We start from the raw sequence: 16,515 nt of genomic DNA, 5'->3' as shown, positions 1-16,515 counted from the left end.
CCGACCGAAAGGCTGATGAGATGAAGGATTTCGACACCATTCCCGCCCTGATGGCCGATCTTGGTCAACGCGCCAAAGCCGCCTCGGCAGACCTGGCGTTTGCAACGGCTGAGCGTAAGCATGCAGCCCTGATTGCGGCTGCAGACGCGGTATGGGCGAACCGCGCGGCGATCATCGAGGCAAACCAGAAGGACCTGGAATTTGGTCGCGAAAAGGGTCTGAGCCCTGCCATGATGGACCGCCTGATGCTGGATGAATCGCGCGTTCAGGGCATGGTAGACGGCCTGAGCGCCGTCGCTGAACAATCGGACCCTGTCGGAGAGGTTCTGGCCGAATGGGACATGCCGTCGGGTTTGAATATCCAGCGCGTGCGCACGCCTTTGGGCGTAATCGGTGTCATCTATGAAAGCCGACCCAATGTGACGGCCGATGCGGGCGCACTCTGCCTGAAATCAGGAAACGCTGTGATCCTGCGAGGAGGATCTGAAAGCTTTCATTCTTCCGGAGCTATTCACGCCTGTCTCGTCGAAGGGCTTCGGGCGGCGGACCTGCCCGAGGACGCGATCCAGTTGGTTCCCACGCGTGACCGCGCCGCGGTTCAGGAATTATTGACCATGACCGACTATGTCGACGTCATCGTCCCCAGAGGCGGAAAAGGCCTTGTCGGTTTGGTACAACGTGAAGCGCGGGTGCCTGTCTTCGCCCATCTGGAAGGCATCGTTCATGTCTACATTGACAAGGATGCCGACCCTCAAAAGACGCTGGATGTGGTGCTGAACGCAAAAACCCGTCGCACTGGCATTTGCGGCGCGGCCGAGTGCCTTTTGATCCATCAGGATGTCGTCGCAACTTTGGGGCGCGAAGTCATCGCTGCTCTGCAGGCCGCTGGTGTCGAAGTTCATGCGGATGGCGCGTTAGTTTTGGACGGGACTGTGGCTGCTACAGCGGACGATTGGGGTAAGGAATACGTCGACAGCATCATCGCCGCGAAACCTGTCGCTGATGTTGACGCTGCCATTGCGCATATTCGCCGGTATGGGTCGAACCACACCGACTGCATAATGACCGAGGACAATGCGACTGCCGCACGATTCTTCGAGCGGCTGGACAGCGCAATTCTGATGCACAACGCGTCAACTCAATTCGCGGATGGCGGAGAGTTTGGGATGGGCGCTGAAATCGGCATCGCCACGGGCAAAATGCACGCCCGCGGACCTGTTGGCGCTGCGCAATTGACCAGTTTCAAATACTTGGTCCGGGGAAACGGGACTGTGCGCCCCTAAATTCGGATTGCAATGCGGGTTGAGGTGGTCTCCACCGCAACCCGACGCCCCATGGACGCCGCTGTTTCCGGCAGCAGGGCAAATTGCACATGCGCCGGTTTGATCTTGTCCGAAAAACGACCCGTTGGAAGACCCTTCCACATGTCCGCATCCACATTCAGTTTGTCGGCCACCCCGGTCACCGTCCAGGAGTTTCCGGTGTTCTGAATGGAGACCTCACCTCCGAACGGCATGGCGCTTTCACAGCACATCATGGCCAGAAAGGCTAGTTTCACTTGATTGCGCGGCACAGCTTCGGTCAGGTGCCAATTGACACGAACGCGACCGGCGCGTTCGACATCATTCAAAAGCTCCATGACCTCGGTGCGGCCCAATGGTTGGTCGCTGGCCGCCCCGAACGCCACACGGAAGAACCTGATCCTTGCCTTGGCGTTGCCGACACTGCCCGAGATAAGCTCCATCTCAGGGCCGTTTGCGGCGCCAACCATCTCAAGCAATTCCAACCCGTTGGTGATCGCGCCAATCGGGCTGATCAGATCATGACAGATCCGCGACCCGATCAGTTCGGCCAGGTTGACGTCTGTAACGCTCATGCGTACCTCCTGAATTATCTGCCGCCGGACCCGGAGCCCAGTCATGTCAGACCTCAATGCAATTCTTGCACCGGGCATGCTTGTCCGCCACCCCGATCTCCCCGAATGGGGCATTGGACAGGTGCAGTCCAATATCGCTGGTAAGATCACCGTTAACTTCCGCGAGCAGGGGAAAGTAGTAATCGACGGAACACGCATCACCCTGATACCGGTCTTTGATCCGTGAAACTGGTTTAGGAAAGGTTAACGTTCCGTCGATCGCGCCCTTAGTTGCCATTCCCCCGGCACCTGCGGTATCAGCGCCTAAAAGATACGGAAGCGCTGATGTCGGAAACGGGCCCAACTTTCACCGTGAAACTTGCCGAAACCGAAGCCGAACTGCGCGCTGCGCAGAGGCTGCGCTATGACGTGTTCATCCTTGAATTGGGCGGCGGCGGAGAGATGGTCGACCATGAGGCCGGGCTTGAGCGGGATAGGTTCGACCCTTTTTTTGACCATATGCTGGCCATTGATGATCAGACCGGAGAAACTGTGGGCGTTTACAGGCTGTTGCCGGGTGAACGTGCGATGGAGATTGGGCAGTTTTATTCCGAAGACGAATACGATCTGGCCGTTCTGAAGGATAGTGGCCGCAAGCTGCTGGAACTGGGGCGGTCGTGCGTGCATCCCGACTATCGTGGGGGCACGGCGATGTATCATCTGTGGAACGGTCTTGCGACTTATGTGTCCGAACGCGGGATCGAGGTGCTGTTCGGAGTTGCCAGCTTTCACGGCACTGATGTGCATGCATTGGCGCAGCCATTGTCCATGCTGCATCACAACCACCTCGCACCCAAAGACTTAAGGGTGCGCGCGCAGCCCAAGGTGTTTCAGTCGATGAATCTGGTCGACCCGGGCGCACTGGACCGTCGCGCGGCCATGGTGCAAGTTCCGGCGTTGATCAAAGCCTATCTGCGGCTGGGCGGTTTCGTGGGTGAGGGGGCCTTTGTCGATTACACTTTCAACACCACCGACGTGTGCCTGATCCTGGACACTGCACGCATGAATGAGCGTCAAAGGCGCATCTATGGCGGGGTCTGAATCAATGAGTGACGCATCCTGGCACAGCGAAGACGCGCCCGACCCGATTGAACTGGGCTTGATCGGGTGGCTTTTGGTGTTGCTGCGCGGGCTGCCTCTGGCCGTGTTGGTTTTCGGGGGGCTGATCGTCTTGCTGGTCTTAAGGCTTGTCGAGCGCCCGCTTTTCGGTGTGCGACGACCGATCACCCCGTTCATCAGCCAATTTGTATGCCGTAACGCGTTTCGCATTCTCGGGATGGGGTTCCGCACTTCGGGCGAGTTAATGACGCAACGCGGGGCAGTTGTCGCAAACCACTCTTCATGGCTGGATATCTTTTCGCTAAACGCCCGTAAAAGGGTCTATTTCGTGTCCAAGGCCGAGGTGGCGAAATGGCCTGGGATTGGCTGGCTGGCACGCGCGACGGGCACCGTTTTTATCGAACGCAATCGCAAGAAAGCGCGCGAGCAGACCCTGCTGTTTCAGGAACGTCTGACCGCCGGGCACAAGCTGGTGTTCTTCCCCGAGGGCACTTCGACCGATGGCATTAGGGTTTTGCCATTCAAAACAACACTTTTCGCAGCGTTCTTCACCGAAGAACTACGCGAATTCATGTATGTGCAGCCCGTTTCCGTGATCTATCACCCGCCAAAGGGGCAGCCGAACCGGTTTTATGGTTGGTGGGGCGATATGGATTTTGGTCCTCATTTGCTCAAGACTCTGGGCGCGCGCAGGCAGGGATCGGTTGAGTTGATTTACCACGCACCCGCCAAAGTCAGCGATTTCGCCAACCGCAAGGAACTTGCGGCGCATTGCGAAGACGTCGTGCGAAATGCGCACGCGCTGGCGCGCTTACAATAAGGCTGTTTGAATTTCACATTTCATAGTGAAAAATCACTAAAAATCGTGATTTTTCACTTGTAGGGTGAACTCTGCTCCCGTATACGCGCGCCATTCAAACCCGCAGGCGGGGTTTGGGCTTTGTAGGGGAGACATCCTTATCTGGCCCGCCGGTTGGAGCATCCGCTTCTTTCACCCCCGCCGAGGCGTAAACCGGAAAAGGAAAGTAAAGCATGGCTCTTCCCGAGTTCACCATGCGTCAGCTGCTGGAAGCTGGCGTTCACTTTGGTCACCAGACACAGCGTTGGAACCCCCGCATGGGCCCGTTCATCTACGGCTCGCGCAATGGCATCCACATCATGGACCTGACCCAGACTGTTCCAATGCTGGATCAGGCTCTGCAGGCTGTTCGTGACACCGTTGCAAAGGGTGGCCGCGTTCTGTTCGTTGGCACCAAGCGCCAGGCGGCACAGCCAATTGCCGAAGCGGCTGAAAAGTCGGCCCAATACTACATGAACCACCGCTGGCTGGGCGGCACGCTGACCAACTGGAAAACCGTTTCCCAGTCGATCAACCGTCTGAACCAGATCGATGAGGCGATGGAATCGGGCGCCGAAGGCCTGACCAAGAAAGAGCGTCTGGGCATGGAGCGTGACCAGGGCAAACTGCAGGCTTCGCTGGGCGGCATCCGTGAGATGGGCGGCGTTCCTGACCTGCTGTTCGTCATCGACGTCAAGAAAGAAGCACTGGCCATCGCCGAAGCCAACAAGCTGGGTATCCCGGTTGTGGCTGTTGTCGACACCAACTGCTCGCCCGATGGTGTGGATTACATCATCCCCGGCAACGATGACGCGGCTCGTGCAATCGCGCTGTACTGTGATCTGGCCGCACGTGCTGCTCTGGACGGCATGACCGCTCAGATGGGTGCCGCAGGCGTTGATCTGGGTGAGTTCGAAGAAGCTCCGGTTGAAGAAGCCGTTGCCGAAGAAGCCCCCGCCGAAGCAGAAACACCTGCCGAAGCGTAAGCTGCCCGTCACGTAAATGACATGTGGGGCAGGGTAGACCTGCCCCAAATCCGTTTGAATTGAGGAGAGCCAAGAGATGGCAATCACAGCAGCAATGGTGAAAGAACTGCGCGACGCAACTGGCGCAGGCATGATGGACGCGAAAAAAGCGCTGACCGAAACCGGCGGCAACATGGACGAGGCCGTTGATTGGCTGCGCACCAAAGGTCTGGCGAAAGCTGCCAAGAAATCGGGCCGTACCGCAGCCGAAGGTCTGGTCGCTGTTCACGTCGACGGTGGCAACGGTGTTGCTGTCGAAGTGAACTCGGAAACCGACTTCGTTGCGAAAAACGCCGAGTTCCAGGAAATGGTCGGCAAGATCGCATACGCAGCCGAAGGCGTGGACAATGTCGAGGCTCTGCTGGCGGCTGATCTGGGTGGCAAGAACGTCGCCGACACGCTGACCGACAAGATTGCCACCATTGGTGAAAACATGTCGGTGCGCCGCATGGCAAAACTGTCGGGCGACACCGTTGTGTCCTACGTCCACAACGCAGCCACCAACGGCATGGGCAAGATCGGCGTGCTGGTCGCTCTTACCGGCGGCGACGAAGCGATCGGCAAACAGGTTGCGATGCACATCGCGGCTGTGAACCCGGCGGCTCTGTCCGAGGCGGACATGGACCCGGCTGTTGTCGAGAAGGAAAAGCAGGTTCAGATGGACATCGCCCGCGAATCCGGCAAGCCGGAGCAGGTGATCGAAAAGATGATCGTGGGCCGCATGAAGAAATTCGTGGCCGAGTCGACCCTGCTGAACCAGTCGTTCGTTGTGAACCCTGACCTGACCGTTGAAGCAGCGGCCAAAGAAGCGGGCGCAACCATCACCGGCTTTATCCGTCTGGAAGTTGGCGAAGGCATCGTGGTCGAAAAAGAAGACTTCGCTGCAGAGGTTGCCAAGGCCGCACAGGGCTAATTGGGTCAGCCCAAAAGAGGCGCTACAAAATTCTAAACCGGCTACATTTCGTGGCCGGTTTTTTGTTCATATCTGGTTGAGAAGTTGAGGGGCCCCGCATGATGGGGATGGACAGGACCCCTCAACAATTCCAACGGCAGGAACGCGGACAAATAGGCGCCCTTTTGTCAGAGCGATCAGAGAGCTCTGGTATTGCAGAGATCCGACCAAATGTTCCCTGGCCAAAGCCACCACTCACGGAACATTAACACTCTGCCTTTTTCTGCCCACATTTGGAAAGTCATGATTTCCTTACCTAGGGTCAACCAGCGTGTTTTAGCTCAATTTGGGACCTTAGGCTTCGATCACAAACATTTGGTTTTGAAAGGATGCCTTCAACACCGCCTGTGCTGTCGTTTCAACGCACAGCGATTCACGCGCCAGACGCAGGTGCTTTTCTACCGTTGCAGACGTCAGCCCCATCAAAAGGGCAATATCCTGCGTCGTTTTTCCGTCACCCACCCATTGCAACGCCTCGCGCTGCCTTTTGGTCAAGGCCCGGTTGGGCGCGCTGTAGGGCAGGGTCAGAATTTTCAAGTGGGCCACATTGTTCATGAGCAGGATATCTTCGCCGTGCTCGGCCCAGATCTCGTCGACGTCCTGCTGGCTGCCGTTACGGGAACAAAGTGAAATCGCCCCTTTGGACCGCATCGAAACCGACGTGAAGCTGACTGTATAGCCTGATGTCACGCCACGAGACTTGTTGAAGTCAAAAACCTTGCGCTCATCCGCCGTCAGCACCCCGCTGGACATCATCTTTTGGATCATGCTCCAGCTTGCCGCGCCTTCGTTGTTCAGGGCCCATTTCAGCATGGGTGCATGAAAGTAAAGACCGGATGCGAGAAACCCGTCCAGGTATTCTTTGCAATGGTTGGTCAGAATGACAAAGTCTTCGGGGTCGCCCAAAGACGTCGCCGTGCGATATTGTGTGTACCCGTATAAAAGCCGGTCGAAACCAAATTGCGCCATTTGGCGACAATGCGCATCCCAAAGCTCTTCCAGCGTTTTCGTATAGCTCAGATAATTGAGATACTCTTTGAGGTTCATCCCTTGCCCTCCTCAGCCAGATGTGCCGCCAACGCTTCCAGAGCGAGTACATAGCTTTGTGCGCCAAAACCGCAGACCAAACCGATCGCAACTTTTGAAATGTAGGACGTGTGCCGAAACTCTTCACGCGCGTGGATGTTCGACATGTGGACTTCGACGACCGGAACCTGCGCCGAGGAAATCGCGTCCATCAAAGCGATGGATGTGTGGGTATAAGCACCAGCGTTCAGGACAATCCCATCTTGAACGCCTCGGGCCGCATGAATCGCGTCGATTAGCGCGCCTTCATGATTGGACTGAAGATGCGTGACCGTTTGCCCCAACTTCCCGCCATGAGATACACAGAGATCTTCGACCATTTTCAACGTGGTATGGCCGTAAACCTCGGGCTGTCTGGTGCCCAGAAGGTTCAGGTTCGGGCCGTTCAGTACCAGGATATTCTGCATCTTCAAACTGTCCCCATCTCCCTTAGTTTAATAAACGCCGAACAAAGAACCGTCTAGCAACGACCTTACGTGACAACTTCCTTTGATTCTGCATGTTGTCCCGAGTTGAGCATTCTGGATGTAAAACTATTCACACATCGCTCATCGAGATCACGACTTTACCCAAAACAGACCGCTGGTTCAGCAAATCCAGCGCGTCACCAGCGCGCTCCAACGGGAATTGCGCACTGATCTGCGGCTTGATTTTGCCGCCTGAATACATGCCGAACAGTTCTGCCATATTTTCCGCGTGACCTTTGGGATCGCGGAACACGGACGCACCCCAGAACACACCAACGATCTGACACCCCTTGAGCAAGGTCAGGTTGAACGGCAAGCTGGGAATTCCGGCAGGAAACCCGACAACCAGGTAGCGGCCGTTCCATGCCATGCTGCGAAGCGCGGGTTCCGCATAGTCTCCGCCAACGGCGTCGTAGACTACGTCCACGCCCTCGCCGCCTGCCAGGGCCTTGATCTGGGCCGACAGTTCTTTTTGCGCATCCTTGGTCATGTCTCGCGCATAGACCAGTGTTTCGTCAGCGCCAATCTTTCGGCAAAACGATGCTTTTTCCTCTGAAGAAACAGCGGCTATGACACGGGCACCCATCGCCTTTGCCAATTCGATCGCGGCAGACCCGACACCACCGGCAGCGCCGAGGACAAGGACGGTTTCACCAGGCTGCAACGTCGCGCGGTCTTTCAGGGCGTGGTACGATGTTCCGTATGTGAAGACGAAACAAGCAGCGTCCTCGTATGGCATCACGTCAGGGATTTTGACTGCTGCTTTGGCTTTCAGCGTCAGATGGGTCGCGAACCCGCCATGACCAGTCAGCGCCAGCACCCGGTCGCCTGGGGCAAACCCGGTGACGCCTTCCCCAACAGCAATAACTTGACCGGCGACTTCCCCACCCGGCGCAAAAGGGCGGGGCGGTTTGATCTGATACAGGTCACGAATGACCAAAGTGTCCGGAAAATTCACACCGGCCGCATGCACTCGGATCAGCAGTTCACCTTTTTGGGGCGCGGGATCGGGCAGGGTGGTCAGCTCCAAAGTTTCGGGTCCGCCGGGTGTTACGCTGAGTAATGCTTTCATCTGTCTTTTTGCCTCTTGCCTGACCGAAGTCGAAATCGTTGGATTACATTCAGGTGTTGTCAAGAACCGCGCCGGGCGCAATCCTGCTTCGGCCAATAAGCGCCAGCCGTTGTATTCTCGCCGCAAGGCCAATGGCACAATGCGTACATACCAGGAGGAGACCCCATGACGCCCGAGACATTATTTTCGCTGCACGGAAAAACCGCTCTGGTCACGGGTGGCGCAACGGGGATTGGCAGGATGGCGGCCGAGGCGTTGGTCCGCGCCGGCGCACGCGTTCTGATCGCATCGCGCAAGGGCGCGGCTTGCGAAGTGGTGGCGGCCGAGTTGAACGCGATGGATGCGCCCGGAACCGCCGAGGGATTCGCAGGGGACATCGGCACCGAAGAGGGCATTCTTGCGCTGGTATCCGAGGTGACCAACCGCACAGATTCGCTTGAAATACTTATGAACAATGCGGGCGTCTCATGGGGGGCGCCAATGGGGCAGTTTCCGTATGAGGCGTGGGACAAAGTGATGTCCGTGAACGTTGCCGGAATATTCGATCTGACCCAGAAACTGTTGCCATTGCTCACAGTTTCCGGGACGGATGACGACCCGGCGCGCGTCGTCAATGTTGCCTCTGTCATGGGAGAGGTCCCCATGGGCGACGGTGCCTACAGCTACTCTGCATCCAAGGCCGCTGTAATCCATCTGACCAAGATCATGGCCAAGGAACTTGCGCCGTTCCGTGTCACTGTCAACGCGCTTGCGCCGGGACCGTTCGTGTCACGGATGACGGCCTTTGCGACGCATGATTTGGATACACGGGAACGGGTCGGTGGCTCGGTGCCGTTGGGACGCGTTGGGCGAGACGAGGATATCGCTGGATGCCTTCTGTTTTTGTGCGGTCGGGGCGGCAGTTATGTCACTGGCGGTGTGATCCCTGTCTCTGGCGGCATAAATGTGCAAACTGCCGGTAACATCTTTGCCGAGGCGCTTTGACGTTTCACTTTCTGACCCGCACGTATTGCCCGAGGTTTGGTTATGACAAATCAGAACGTATTGGACCTGAATGCCGTTGACGCTTATCTAAAACTGCACCTCCCAGAGTATGAAGGCCCGCTGAAGGCCACCAAATTCACGGTCGGGCAGTCCAACCCAACTTACCGTTTGCAAACGCCAAGCAGGAACTATGTTCTTCGCCGTAAGCCACCGGGAACATTGCTGAAATCAGCCCATGCCGTTGATCGCGAGTTTCGCGTCCAGCGCGCGCTGGCGACAAGCAACGTACCAGTCCCAAAGATGTATCTTCTGTGTGAAGACGACGCTGTCATTGGCTCGGACTTTTACATCATGCAGCACTTGGATGGGCGCAGTTTTCAGGATCCGGTCATGGAAGGTGAGGACAACGCAACCAGAACCGGTGTTCTGGATGAGATGAACCGCATCCTCGCCGAATTGCATATGGTCGACATCGACGCGCACGGGCTGTCTGATTACGGCCCGCCAGGAAATTACTTTGAGCGGCAGATCGCGCGCTGGACCAAACAATATCGCGCATCCGAGACCGACACGATCGACGACATGAACAGACTGATCACCGAACTCGATCGTCAGATACCCGAAGACGACGGTCAGAGGACGCTGGTTCATGGTGACTATCGCATCGATAACATGCTGTTTGAACATGGCGGAACGACGTGTATCGGAGTTCTAGACTGGGAACTGTCCACCATTGGACACCCCTATGCCGATCTGGCGGCTGTCATCATGCAATGGCAACTGCCCCCCGGCAAAGAGGGACGCGGCCTTGCGGGGGTTGATCGGTCTTCATTGGGGCTGCCATCGGATCAGGCGTTTATCGCGGACTATTGCGTGCGCCGCGGTCTGCCGGGGATCAAAAATTTCGGGTTCTACCTGGCATTCAACTTTTTCCGCATGGCTGGAATCTTGCAAGGAGTCTACAAGCGGTCGCTTGACGGAAATGCGTCGGATCCCGCCCGGGCGCAGGCCTTCGGGGCGTATGTTCCGGTTTTTGCCGCTCATGGGTTGGCGGCGCTTGGTTCGACGCGCTGAAAGTCAGGTCGATTCGGCGACGCTCTGCTGTGCCTGAATCGCAAGTTCAGCCTCGAGGTTGCCGAGGCTGTTCTTTCCAAAGAACATCTCGCGCTCCGCAAACATGGTCGGAACGCCAAAGACTCCGCGCCTAACGGCTGCTTTGGTTTGGTCCTTGAGCGTCTGCTTGATTTCAGGATTGGTCATCGCCTCGCGAAGTTTTCGCACCGGCAAACCATTATCCTGTGCGACCTCAATCAACACATTCAGATCGTCCACCTTTTGACCATGCACCCAGATGGCGTCAAAGACCGAATTTATGTACTTGTTTTCCCACGACTTTCCTTGCGCAAAACAGGCCCCGCGCATGGCGAATTTGGTATTCAACGGGAAATGAGGGCTCATGTGAAAACTAATCCCGCGCCGCCTCGCAAACCGATGCAGGTCATGCGTCAGATATGCCGTCTTCTGGCGGTTTTCTGCGAAGGCCTGAAAGGGGTTTTGGTTGTTGGTCGCCTTGAACACAAGACTCAGCAAAACAGGGTGACACGTCACGTCAACAGATGCGCGTTTGGCCAGCGCCGGAAGCTCTTTCCAGGCCAAATACGCATTCGGGCTGCAAAAGTCGTAAATGAAATCAATATGGTCAGCCATTTTGTTCTCCTGTCCAAATCTGAATAGACGCAACACCACAAAACGGACTCGGTAACCCAACCATCATAGCAGCGATGGCTTGCTCTCTTGATTTCTATTGTAGATTCTGCGGGTCACACTGCAAGATCGGGAAAACCCTGAACGGAGCCAGCGAATGGGACTCGATCCAGCACTAACCACGCGCATCAGCAACTGGATGCAACGCTATGTGGATCAACGAAAATATCCCGGCTGTTCGGTCCTGATCAGACGATCAGGGCAAGAAGTCTTTTTTGACTCGTGCGGATATCGATCCGTTGAAGATAAGCTGCCATTTGGGCGCGACACCGTTGTACGGGTCTATTCCATGACGAAACCGGTCACATCGGTGGCCCTGATGACTTTGGTCGAACGCGGATTACTGCACCTGAATGCGCCGCTGTCAGAATTTTTGCCAGAATTCAATGAGATGCAGGCCCTGCTACCCGGTGCGACACGTCTGGATCAGGTTGAAAATGCCCCTGCGCCGACAATCCATCAGTTGCTCACGCACACAAGTGGATTGAGCTATCCTTTCAATCCCGGCGTTCTGCCCCAAGCCATGGATGAAAGAAAGCTGATATTTTCGCCGAATCAAGGTTCTCTGAGCGCGCGCGTTCGGCTTTTGGCTGATCTGCCGCTGGCTTTTCAACCGGGCACGCGATGGGAGTATTCGGTTGGAATAGACGTCATCGGCCGTGTCATCGAAGTTGTTTCCGGTCAAACTCTGGACCAGTTCTTCCGCGACCACATTTTCGAACCGCTTTCGATGACCGAGACTGGGTTTTCCGTTCCGGCCGGGGTAGGGAACCGCTTTGCCTCGCTTTATACTCCGCTGGATGGCGACGCCATGGCACTGAACACCGCAAAGACCGGGGGCGAGACATTACGGCTGGTCGATGCCGCAATAGAGTCTCCGTTTTTAGACGCCAAGACATTCTCGGGCGGTGGTGGGCTTGTCGGGACGATTGACGATTACAGTACGTTTGCCGAAATGCTCAGAAACCGAGGCACTTGGGACGGCCACCGCGTGCTTGGCCCCAAGACCATGGATTTTATGCTTTCCAACCACTTACCCGGCGACATTGCATCGATGGGACCGCAAAGCTTCGCTGAGCAACCGATGGAAGGAACGGGGTTTGGAATCGGCGGTGCTGTTGTTTTGAACCCCGCTCGTGCAAAAACGCCCGGATCGGTCGGTGATTTCGGCTGGGGCGGGATGGCGTCCACTTATTTCTGGATCGATCGGGTCAATGGCCTGTCTTGCGTTTTCTTCACCCAACTTTCACCTTCCAGTTCTTATCCGTCCCGTTCGGAACTGAAGGCGCTTGTCCTTGGGGCAATGATTGAATGATGCGACCTCTGGTGCTACCGCTGTTCGGGCGAGAACCGGAGTGAACACGATGACCGAAGCCGAACGCATTCTGCTGGATCTGCTGAACATAGAGCGATTGGAAGTTGATCTGTTCCGCGGCATCGGTTCCGGAGGAGAAACCCCAACCCGGATTTTTGGTGGTCAGGTGATCGCCCAAGCGCTTGCCGCGGCCTACAGAACGGTCGAGGACAGGCTGTGTCATTCGTTGCATGCGTATTTCATTCGCCCGGGCGATCCGTCAATACCTGTTATTTATCAAGTTGATCGAGCGCGGGACGGAGGCTCGTTCACGACACGCCGCGTCGTGGCCATTCAGCACGGCAAACAGATTTTGAACATGTCTGCGTCGTTCCACAAACAGGATGAAGGTTGGGATTACCAGCATCCGATGCCGAATGTCGAACAGCCAGAAAGCCATGCGTCACGCGACGACCTGAGGCAAAAATACCTGTCCCGAGTGCCCGACAAGTTAAAGACTGAATTGCTGCGTGAGCGCCCGATTGAGGTTCGCGATGTGGCCCCCCTGGACTTGTTTCAACCTGAAAAGGCAGACGACAAGCATCAACTATGGTTTCGCATGGGGGCTGCTGATCAGGCGGATACTGTCACACAACATCTTCTTTTGGCCTACGCCTCGGACATGAGCCTTCTCAGTTCCGGTTTACGCCCGCATGGGCTGAGCTGGTTTACCGGTCAGGTTGACGCCGCCAGTTTAGACCACGCGATATGGTTCCACGCCCCGGTTCAATTTCAGAACTGGCATCTATACTCGATGGAGGCACCGTGGACGGGGCAGGGGCGCAGTTACAACCGGGGTTTGATTTACGCACAAGACGGAACCCTTGTCGCCTCTGTTGCCCAGGAAGGTCTGCAAAGGCGGCGACAAGGGAATTAAGTTTGTCCTACAAACTTTTGATTTAGCTTTCTCATTCCGTCCAGCCACCGGTCGTAATCCGAGGTTTTCAACCGGATATAGTCCAATACCTGCGGGTGCGGCAGCACCAGGAACGTTTCGGCATCAATCGCTTCGACACAGGCTTGTGCGACGTCTTCAGGTTCCAACATGCCATCAATTGCAGCAACGGATTCTTCGTGTCCCCGCGTCATGTCCGACCGAACGGCCTGTGGGCACAAGACAGAGACACGGATTCCCTGATCGCCATAGGTCAAAGCGACCCATTCGGCGAACCCGACAGCGGCATGTTTGGTGACACCATACGGCGCCGCGCCGGGTTGATTAAGTAACCCGGCCGCTGACGCAGTCGTCAGCAGGTAGCCGCCGCCGCGCTGTATCATGCGCGGGATCAGATGTCGCGCCGTCCAAACATGCGACATCACGTTGATTTTCCAAATCTTTTCCCATTGCTCATCCGGAACATCGAGGCCGCCCAAAGTCAGAATTCCCGCGTTGGCGCAGAACAGATCGATCGGAGCAATTTCCGTCTCAACGGTATCGATCAATTCCTGGATGTTAGCTTCTCTTGAGACATCGCATCCGACGGCGTGACCATCGATCTCATCTGCAATACGTTGAGCTCCGGACAGATCGATATCGGCACAAACGACACGCGCACCTTCACGTGCGAACCGTTTCGCCAGGCCTGCGCCAATGCCGCCAGCCGCACCGGTGACAACAACCGTTTTGTTTTCTAGTTTCATTCTATCATCCAGCGCTGGTTTCAAATGGCAGCGTAACATGTTGGAATAGAACCACCAGTACACACGGCGTGGTGACTATCTTTTTTACATAATACCGATTATGCGAACATTAGGTGCGACTTAATAAAAAGCCTGCAAACCTGTTTGGGCCCGCCCCAGGATCAACGCGTGAACGTCATGAGTTCCTTCATAGGTGTTGACGGTCTCAAGGTTGACCATGTGCCGGATGACTTGAAACTCCAGGGAAATTCCATTGCCACCGTGCATGTCGCGCGCCGTCCGTGCGATTTCAAGCGCCTTGCCACAGTTGTTCCGCTTGATGATCGAGATCATCTCGGGTGCTGCTTCTGCCCGATCCATCAAACGGCCCACGCGCAGACTGGCCTGAAGTCCTAGGGCAATTTCGGTTTGCATATCCGCCAGCTTTCGCTGGAACAATTGCGTCTGGGCCAAAGGACGATTGAATTGGCGACGATCAAGTCCGTATTGCCGCGCGGCATGCCAACAGCATTCGGCCGCACCCATAACGCCCCAACTGATACCATAACGCGCCCGATTCAGGCATCCAAATGGCCCCTTAAGACCCTGAACATGCGGCAACAAGGCGTCCTCGCCTACTTCGACGTCCTCCAAAACGATCTCACCCGTGATTGAAGCCCGCAGACTCATTTTGTTTTCGATCTTCGGCGCGCTCAGGCCTTTTAGGCCTTTTTCCAGAACAAAACCGCGGATTTTTCCATCATGCGCGTCGGATTTGGCCCAGACGACAAACACATCCGCGATTGGAGAATTCGAGATCCACATTTTGCTGCCAGTCAGGCGATAGCCGCCGTCGATCTTTTCAGCCCTGGTTTTCATCGCTGCCGGGTCGGAACCGGCATCCGGTTCGGTCAAGCCAAAGCAGCCAATCCATTCGCCGCTGGCCAGCTTTGGCAGGTACTTGCGCCGCTGTGCCTCGGTGCCATAGGCATAGATCGGGTACATCACCAACGAGCTTTGCACAGACATCATCGAGCGATAGCCGGAGTCCACCCGCTCAATTTCACGTGCGACCAATCCGTACGCTACATAGCCAGCACCCAAACCGCCGTATTCTTCGGGGATTGTCGTGCCCAGAAGGCCCATCTCACCCATTTCACGAAAAATATCGGGGTCGGTTTCTTCGTTCTGAAACGCCTGCGTGACCCGTGTTTGCAGCCTTTCCTGGGCATAAGCGCGGGCACTGTCGGCCATCAGGCGCTCATCCTCTTGCAACTGGTCAGACAGTTGAAACGGATCATCCCACGAAAAACGCCCCAAATCAGGTGCATCCTTTGCTTTCAGGGTCGGTTTGGAATTTGGCGCGTTCATGATGAGCTCCGTCAAAACTGTTTGAACGCAATGTAATCTGAGGAAACCGCAAAAAACAGCAAGACTTTCTCAAGTTTTCATGACTAAAACGCATAGATGAGACCGAACCGCCCTATCCTGCCCCCGATTTCTGCCTTGCGCGCACTTGAGGCGTTGGACAGGCTTGGATCAGCATCGGCAGTTGCAGAAGAAATGGCCCTGACGCAGAGCGCCATCAGCCGGCAATTGCAAACGCTTGAGGGCCAATTGGGTGCGGAACTTGTACGCCGTGATCGTAAACGGCTTACGCTGACGCAAGCCGGACAGGACTATGTTGAGCAAATTCGCCCCGCCCTCTCCCAAATTGCCCAAGCAGCACTTAAGCTTCATATCGCGCCGGTGGGCGGCACGTTGAACTTGGCGATTTTGCCGACGTTCGGAATGCGCTGGCTGGTGCCGAGGCTTCCGGACTTCACTCGGCTTCACCCAGACATCACGATCAACATGTCCAGCAGGTTACGCCCCTTCAACTTTGCAAATGAACTCTTTGATGCTGCGCTACATTTTGGCGAGCCAGATTGGCCCGGCACGGACCGTCTGTTGCTAAAGACCGAGCGCGTGTTGCCCGTTTGCGCGCCGGAACTGCTTCCAAAGGGGACGCCAGTCACGCCGGAAGAATTGCTGAAACTTCCGTTGCTGCACATTCAGACTCGGCCACGCGCATGGCAGGACTGGTTCAGGCAAATGGGCGTCACGCCACCGAACCCCCTGCCCGGCATGGTGCACGATCAGTTCGCCACCCTCAATCAGGCTGCCCTACACGGGCTGGGCATCGCGCTTTTACCGAATTACCTGATTGAACAAGACCTCGCGACCGGCCAGTTAATCGCGGCCTTCCCGGATGCCGTTGAAACAGTTGGCGCGTATTATTTGGTTTGGCCGACAGACAAATCGGATGAGCCGTCACTCAGGCAATTTCGGCACTGGTTGGCATCACAGGCACAGTCGGATGAGACCCTGCCTCGCTAG

Annotated in this window: 18 protein-coding genes; 11 read left to right on the top strand and 7 right to left on the bottom strand. The window is 56.2% G+C overall.

Features of this window, described 5'->3' with window-relative positions; all coding sequences use genetic code 11:
- The first annotated feature begins 20 nt into the window (after nt 1-20).
- On the top strand, nt 21-1,283 hold the full coding sequence (locus tag ACR0CR_RS00450) for a glutamate-5-semialdehyde dehydrogenase (protein WP_480597483.1): 1,263 nt from the start codon (nt 21-23) through the stop codon (nt 1,281-1,283).
- On the opposite strand, the gene ACR0CR_RS00445 is transcribed toward ACR0CR_RS00450, so the two are convergent.
- Complete coding sequence (locus ACR0CR_RS00445) at nt 1,280-1,876, bottom strand: histidine phosphotransferase family protein (RefSeq protein WP_480595733.1); 597 nt, start codon at nt 1,874-1,876, stop codon at nt 1,280-1,282. The two genes, ACR0CR_RS00450 and ACR0CR_RS00445, sit on opposite strands and share 4 nt — an antisense overlap.
- Nucleotides 1,877-1,919: 43 nt before the next feature.
- Between ACR0CR_RS00445 and ACR0CR_RS00440 the strand changes: the two genes are divergently transcribed.
- The 5 genes from ACR0CR_RS00440 (at nt 1,920) to tsf (ending at nt 5,750) form a co-directional block, all read left to right on the top strand.
- A complete protein-coding gene (locus ACR0CR_RS00440) occupies nt 1,920-2,102 on the top strand; it encodes a DUF3553 domain-containing protein (RefSeq protein WP_480595732.1) in 183 nt (60 codons plus the stop codon).
- A 98-nt stretch (nt 2,103-2,200) separates the two neighbouring features.
- A complete protein-coding gene (gene olsB, locus ACR0CR_RS00435) occupies nt 2,201-2,956 on the top strand; it encodes an L-ornithine N(alpha)-acyltransferase (protein ID WP_480595730.1) in 756 nt (251 codons plus the stop codon).
- A 4-nt stretch (nt 2,957-2,960) separates the two neighbouring features.
- Nucleotides 2,961-3,794, top strand: a complete 834-nt coding sequence (gene olsA, locus ACR0CR_RS00430; protein ID WP_480595728.1) for a lyso-ornithine lipid O-acyltransferase — start codon at nt 2,961-2,963, stop codon at nt 3,792-3,794.
- Between the two features lie 212 nt (nt 3,795-4,006).
- Entirely contained in the window at nt 4,007-4,798 is a 792-nt protein-coding gene (gene rpsB, locus ACR0CR_RS00425) for a 30S ribosomal protein S2 (RefSeq protein ID WP_480595726.1), read from the top strand.
- Nucleotides 4,799-4,874: 76 nt separating this feature from the next.
- Nucleotides 4,875-5,750 carry a translation elongation factor Ts gene (gene tsf, locus ACR0CR_RS00420; RefSeq protein ID WP_480595724.1) on the top strand — a complete coding sequence of 292 codons (876 nt, stop codon included), beginning with the start codon at nt 4,875-4,877 and terminating at the stop codon, nt 5,748-5,750.
- A 333-nt stretch (nt 5,751-6,083) separates the two neighbouring features.
- Here tsf and ACR0CR_RS00415 read toward each other — a convergent pair whose 3' ends face one another.
- From ACR0CR_RS00415 to ACR0CR_RS00405, 3 genes are all read right to left on the bottom strand, one after another.
- A complete protein-coding gene (locus ACR0CR_RS00415) occupies nt 6,084-6,836 on the bottom strand; it encodes an autoinducer binding domain-containing protein (protein WP_480595722.1) in 753 nt (250 codons plus the stop codon).
- Nucleotides 6,833-7,282, bottom strand: coding sequence for a type II 3-dehydroquinate dehydratase (gene aroQ / locus ACR0CR_RS00410; RefSeq protein WP_480595720.1), 450 nt, complete (start codon nt 7,280-7,282; stop codon nt 6,833-6,835). Before aroQ ends, ACR0CR_RS00415 begins: the two co-directional genes overlap by 4 nt.
- A 130-nt stretch (nt 7,283-7,412) precedes the next feature.
- On the bottom strand, nt 7,413-8,414 hold the full coding sequence (locus ACR0CR_RS00405; RefSeq protein WP_480595718.1) for an NADPH:quinone oxidoreductase family protein: 1,002 nt from the start codon (nt 8,412-8,414) through the stop codon (nt 7,413-7,415).
- A 165-nt stretch (nt 8,415-8,579) separates the two neighbouring features.
- Here ACR0CR_RS00405 and ACR0CR_RS00400 point away from each other — a divergent pair, with 165 nt between their 5' ends.
- Together ACR0CR_RS00400 and ACR0CR_RS00395 are read left to right on the top strand one after the other, a co-directional pair.
- A complete protein-coding gene (locus ACR0CR_RS00400) occupies nt 8,580-9,398 on the top strand; it encodes an SDR family NAD(P)-dependent oxidoreductase (RefSeq protein WP_480595716.1) in 819 nt (272 codons plus the stop codon).
- A gap of 42 nt (nt 9,399-9,440) precedes the next feature.
- Nucleotides 9,441-10,472: a phosphotransferase family protein gene (locus ACR0CR_RS00395; protein ID WP_480595715.1), complete on the top strand. Its 1,032-nt coding sequence runs from the start codon at nt 9,441-9,443 to the stop codon at nt 10,470-10,472.
- A 3-nt stretch (nt 10,473-10,475) separates the two neighbouring features.
- On the opposite strand, the gene ACR0CR_RS00390 is transcribed toward ACR0CR_RS00395, so the two are convergent.
- The gene (locus ACR0CR_RS00390; RefSeq protein ID WP_480595713.1) at nt 10,476-11,105 is read right to left on the bottom strand and encodes a DsbA family protein; all 630 of its coding nucleotides are present in this window, start codon (nt 11,103-11,105) and stop codon (nt 10,476-10,478) included.
- Nucleotides 11,106-11,259: 154 nt separating this feature from the next.
- Between ACR0CR_RS00390 and ACR0CR_RS00385 the strand changes: the two genes are divergently transcribed.
- Together ACR0CR_RS00385 and ACR0CR_RS00380 are read left to right on the top strand one after the other, a co-directional pair.
- Nucleotides 11,260-12,477, top strand: a complete 1,218-nt coding sequence (locus ACR0CR_RS00385; RefSeq protein ID WP_480595711.1) for a serine hydrolase domain-containing protein — start codon at nt 11,260-11,262, stop codon at nt 12,475-12,477.
- 49 nt (nt 12,478-12,526) lie between these two features.
- Entirely contained in the window at nt 12,527-13,393 is an 867-nt protein-coding gene (locus ACR0CR_RS00380; protein WP_480595709.1) for an acyl-CoA thioesterase, read from the top strand.
- Here the strand turns inward: ACR0CR_RS00380 and ACR0CR_RS00375 are convergent.
- Together ACR0CR_RS00375 and ACR0CR_RS00370 are read right to left on the bottom strand one after the other, a co-directional pair.
- Nucleotides 13,390-14,157 (bottom strand): SDR family oxidoreductase, encoded by a 768-nt coding sequence (locus tag ACR0CR_RS00375; protein WP_480595707.1) that lies wholly within the window; start codon nt 14,155-14,157, stop codon nt 13,390-13,392. The two genes, ACR0CR_RS00380 and ACR0CR_RS00375, sit on opposite strands and share 4 nt — an antisense overlap.
- Nucleotides 14,158-14,277: 120 nt before the next feature.
- Nucleotides 14,278-15,507, bottom strand: a complete 1,230-nt coding sequence (locus tag ACR0CR_RS00370) for an acyl-CoA dehydrogenase (RefSeq protein ID WP_480595705.1) — start codon at nt 15,505-15,507, stop codon at nt 14,278-14,280.
- Nucleotides 15,508-15,603: 96 nt separating this feature from the next.
- On the opposite strand from ACR0CR_RS00370, the gene ACR0CR_RS00365 reads away from it, so the two are divergent.
- Nucleotides 15,604-16,515 carry a LysR substrate-binding domain-containing protein gene (locus tag ACR0CR_RS00365; protein ID WP_480595703.1) on the top strand — a complete coding sequence of 304 codons (912 nt, stop codon included), beginning with the start codon at nt 15,604-15,606 and terminating at the stop codon, nt 16,513-16,515.

Source organism: Ruegeria sp. AM2, from assembly GCF_056540685.1.
This window is presented reverse-complemented; position numbering and strand designations above follow the sequence as displayed.

Bases quoted from the DNA above. Each gene is read 5' to 3' on its own strand.
- ACR0CR_RS00385 (WP_480595711.1), top strand. From the start codon at position 11,260: ATGGGACTCGATCCAGCACTAACCACGCGCATCAGCAACTGGATGCAA.
- rpsB (WP_480595726.1), top strand. From the start codon at position 4,007: ATGGCTCTTCCCGAGTTCACCATGCGTCAGCTGCTGGAAGCTGGCGTT.
- ACR0CR_RS00415 (WP_480595722.1), bottom strand. From the start codon at position 6,836: ATGAACCTCAAAGAGTATCTCAATTATCTGAGCTATACGAAAACGCTG.
- ACR0CR_RS00370 (WP_480595705.1), bottom strand. From the start codon at position 15,507: ATGAACGCGCCAAATTCCAAACCGACCCTGAAAGCAAAGGATGCACCT.
- ACR0CR_RS00445 (WP_480595733.1), bottom strand. From the start codon at position 1,876: ATGAGCGTTACAGACGTCAACCTGGCCGAACTGATCGGGTCGCGGATC.
- ACR0CR_RS00450 (WP_480597483.1), top strand. From the start codon at position 21: ATGAAGGATTTCGACACCATTCCCGCCCTGATGGCCGATCTTGGTCAA.
- aroQ (WP_480595720.1), bottom strand. From the start codon at position 7,282: ATGCAGAATATCCTGGTACTGAACGGCCCGAACCTGAACCTTCTGGGC.
- ACR0CR_RS00365 (WP_480595703.1), top strand. From the start codon at position 15,604: ATGAGACCGAACCGCCCTATCCTGCCCCCGATTTCTGCCTTGCGCGCA.
- olsA (WP_480595728.1), top strand. From the start codon at position 2,961: ATGAGTGACGCATCCTGGCACAGCGAAGACGCGCCCGACCCGATTGAA.
- ACR0CR_RS00390 (WP_480595713.1), bottom strand. From the start codon at position 11,105: ATGGCTGACCATATTGATTTCATTTACGACTTTTGCAGCCCGAATGCG.
- tsf (WP_480595724.1), top strand. From the start codon at position 4,875: ATGGCAATCACAGCAGCAATGGTGAAAGAACTGCGCGACGCAACTGGC.
- ACR0CR_RS00380 (WP_480595709.1), top strand. From the start codon at position 12,527: ATGACCGAAGCCGAACGCATTCTGCTGGATCTGCTGAACATAGAGCGA.
- ACR0CR_RS00440 (WP_480595732.1), top strand. From the start codon at position 1,920: ATGTCAGACCTCAATGCAATTCTTGCACCGGGCATGCTTGTCCGCCAC.
- ACR0CR_RS00395 (WP_480595715.1), top strand. From the start codon at position 9,441: ATGACAAATCAGAACGTATTGGACCTGAATGCCGTTGACGCTTATCTA.
- ACR0CR_RS00375 (WP_480595707.1), bottom strand. From the start codon at position 14,157: ATGAAACTAGAAAACAAAACGGTTGTTGTCACCGGTGCGGCTGGCGGC.
- olsB (WP_480595730.1), top strand. From the start codon at position 2,201: ATGTCGGAAACGGGCCCAACTTTCACCGTGAAACTTGCCGAAACCGAA.
- ACR0CR_RS00405 (WP_480595718.1), bottom strand. From the start codon at position 8,414: ATGAAAGCATTACTCAGCGTAACACCCGGCGGACCCGAAACTTTGGAG.
- ACR0CR_RS00400 (WP_480595716.1), top strand. From the start codon at position 8,580: ATGACGCCCGAGACATTATTTTCGCTGCACGGAAAAACCGCTCTGGTC.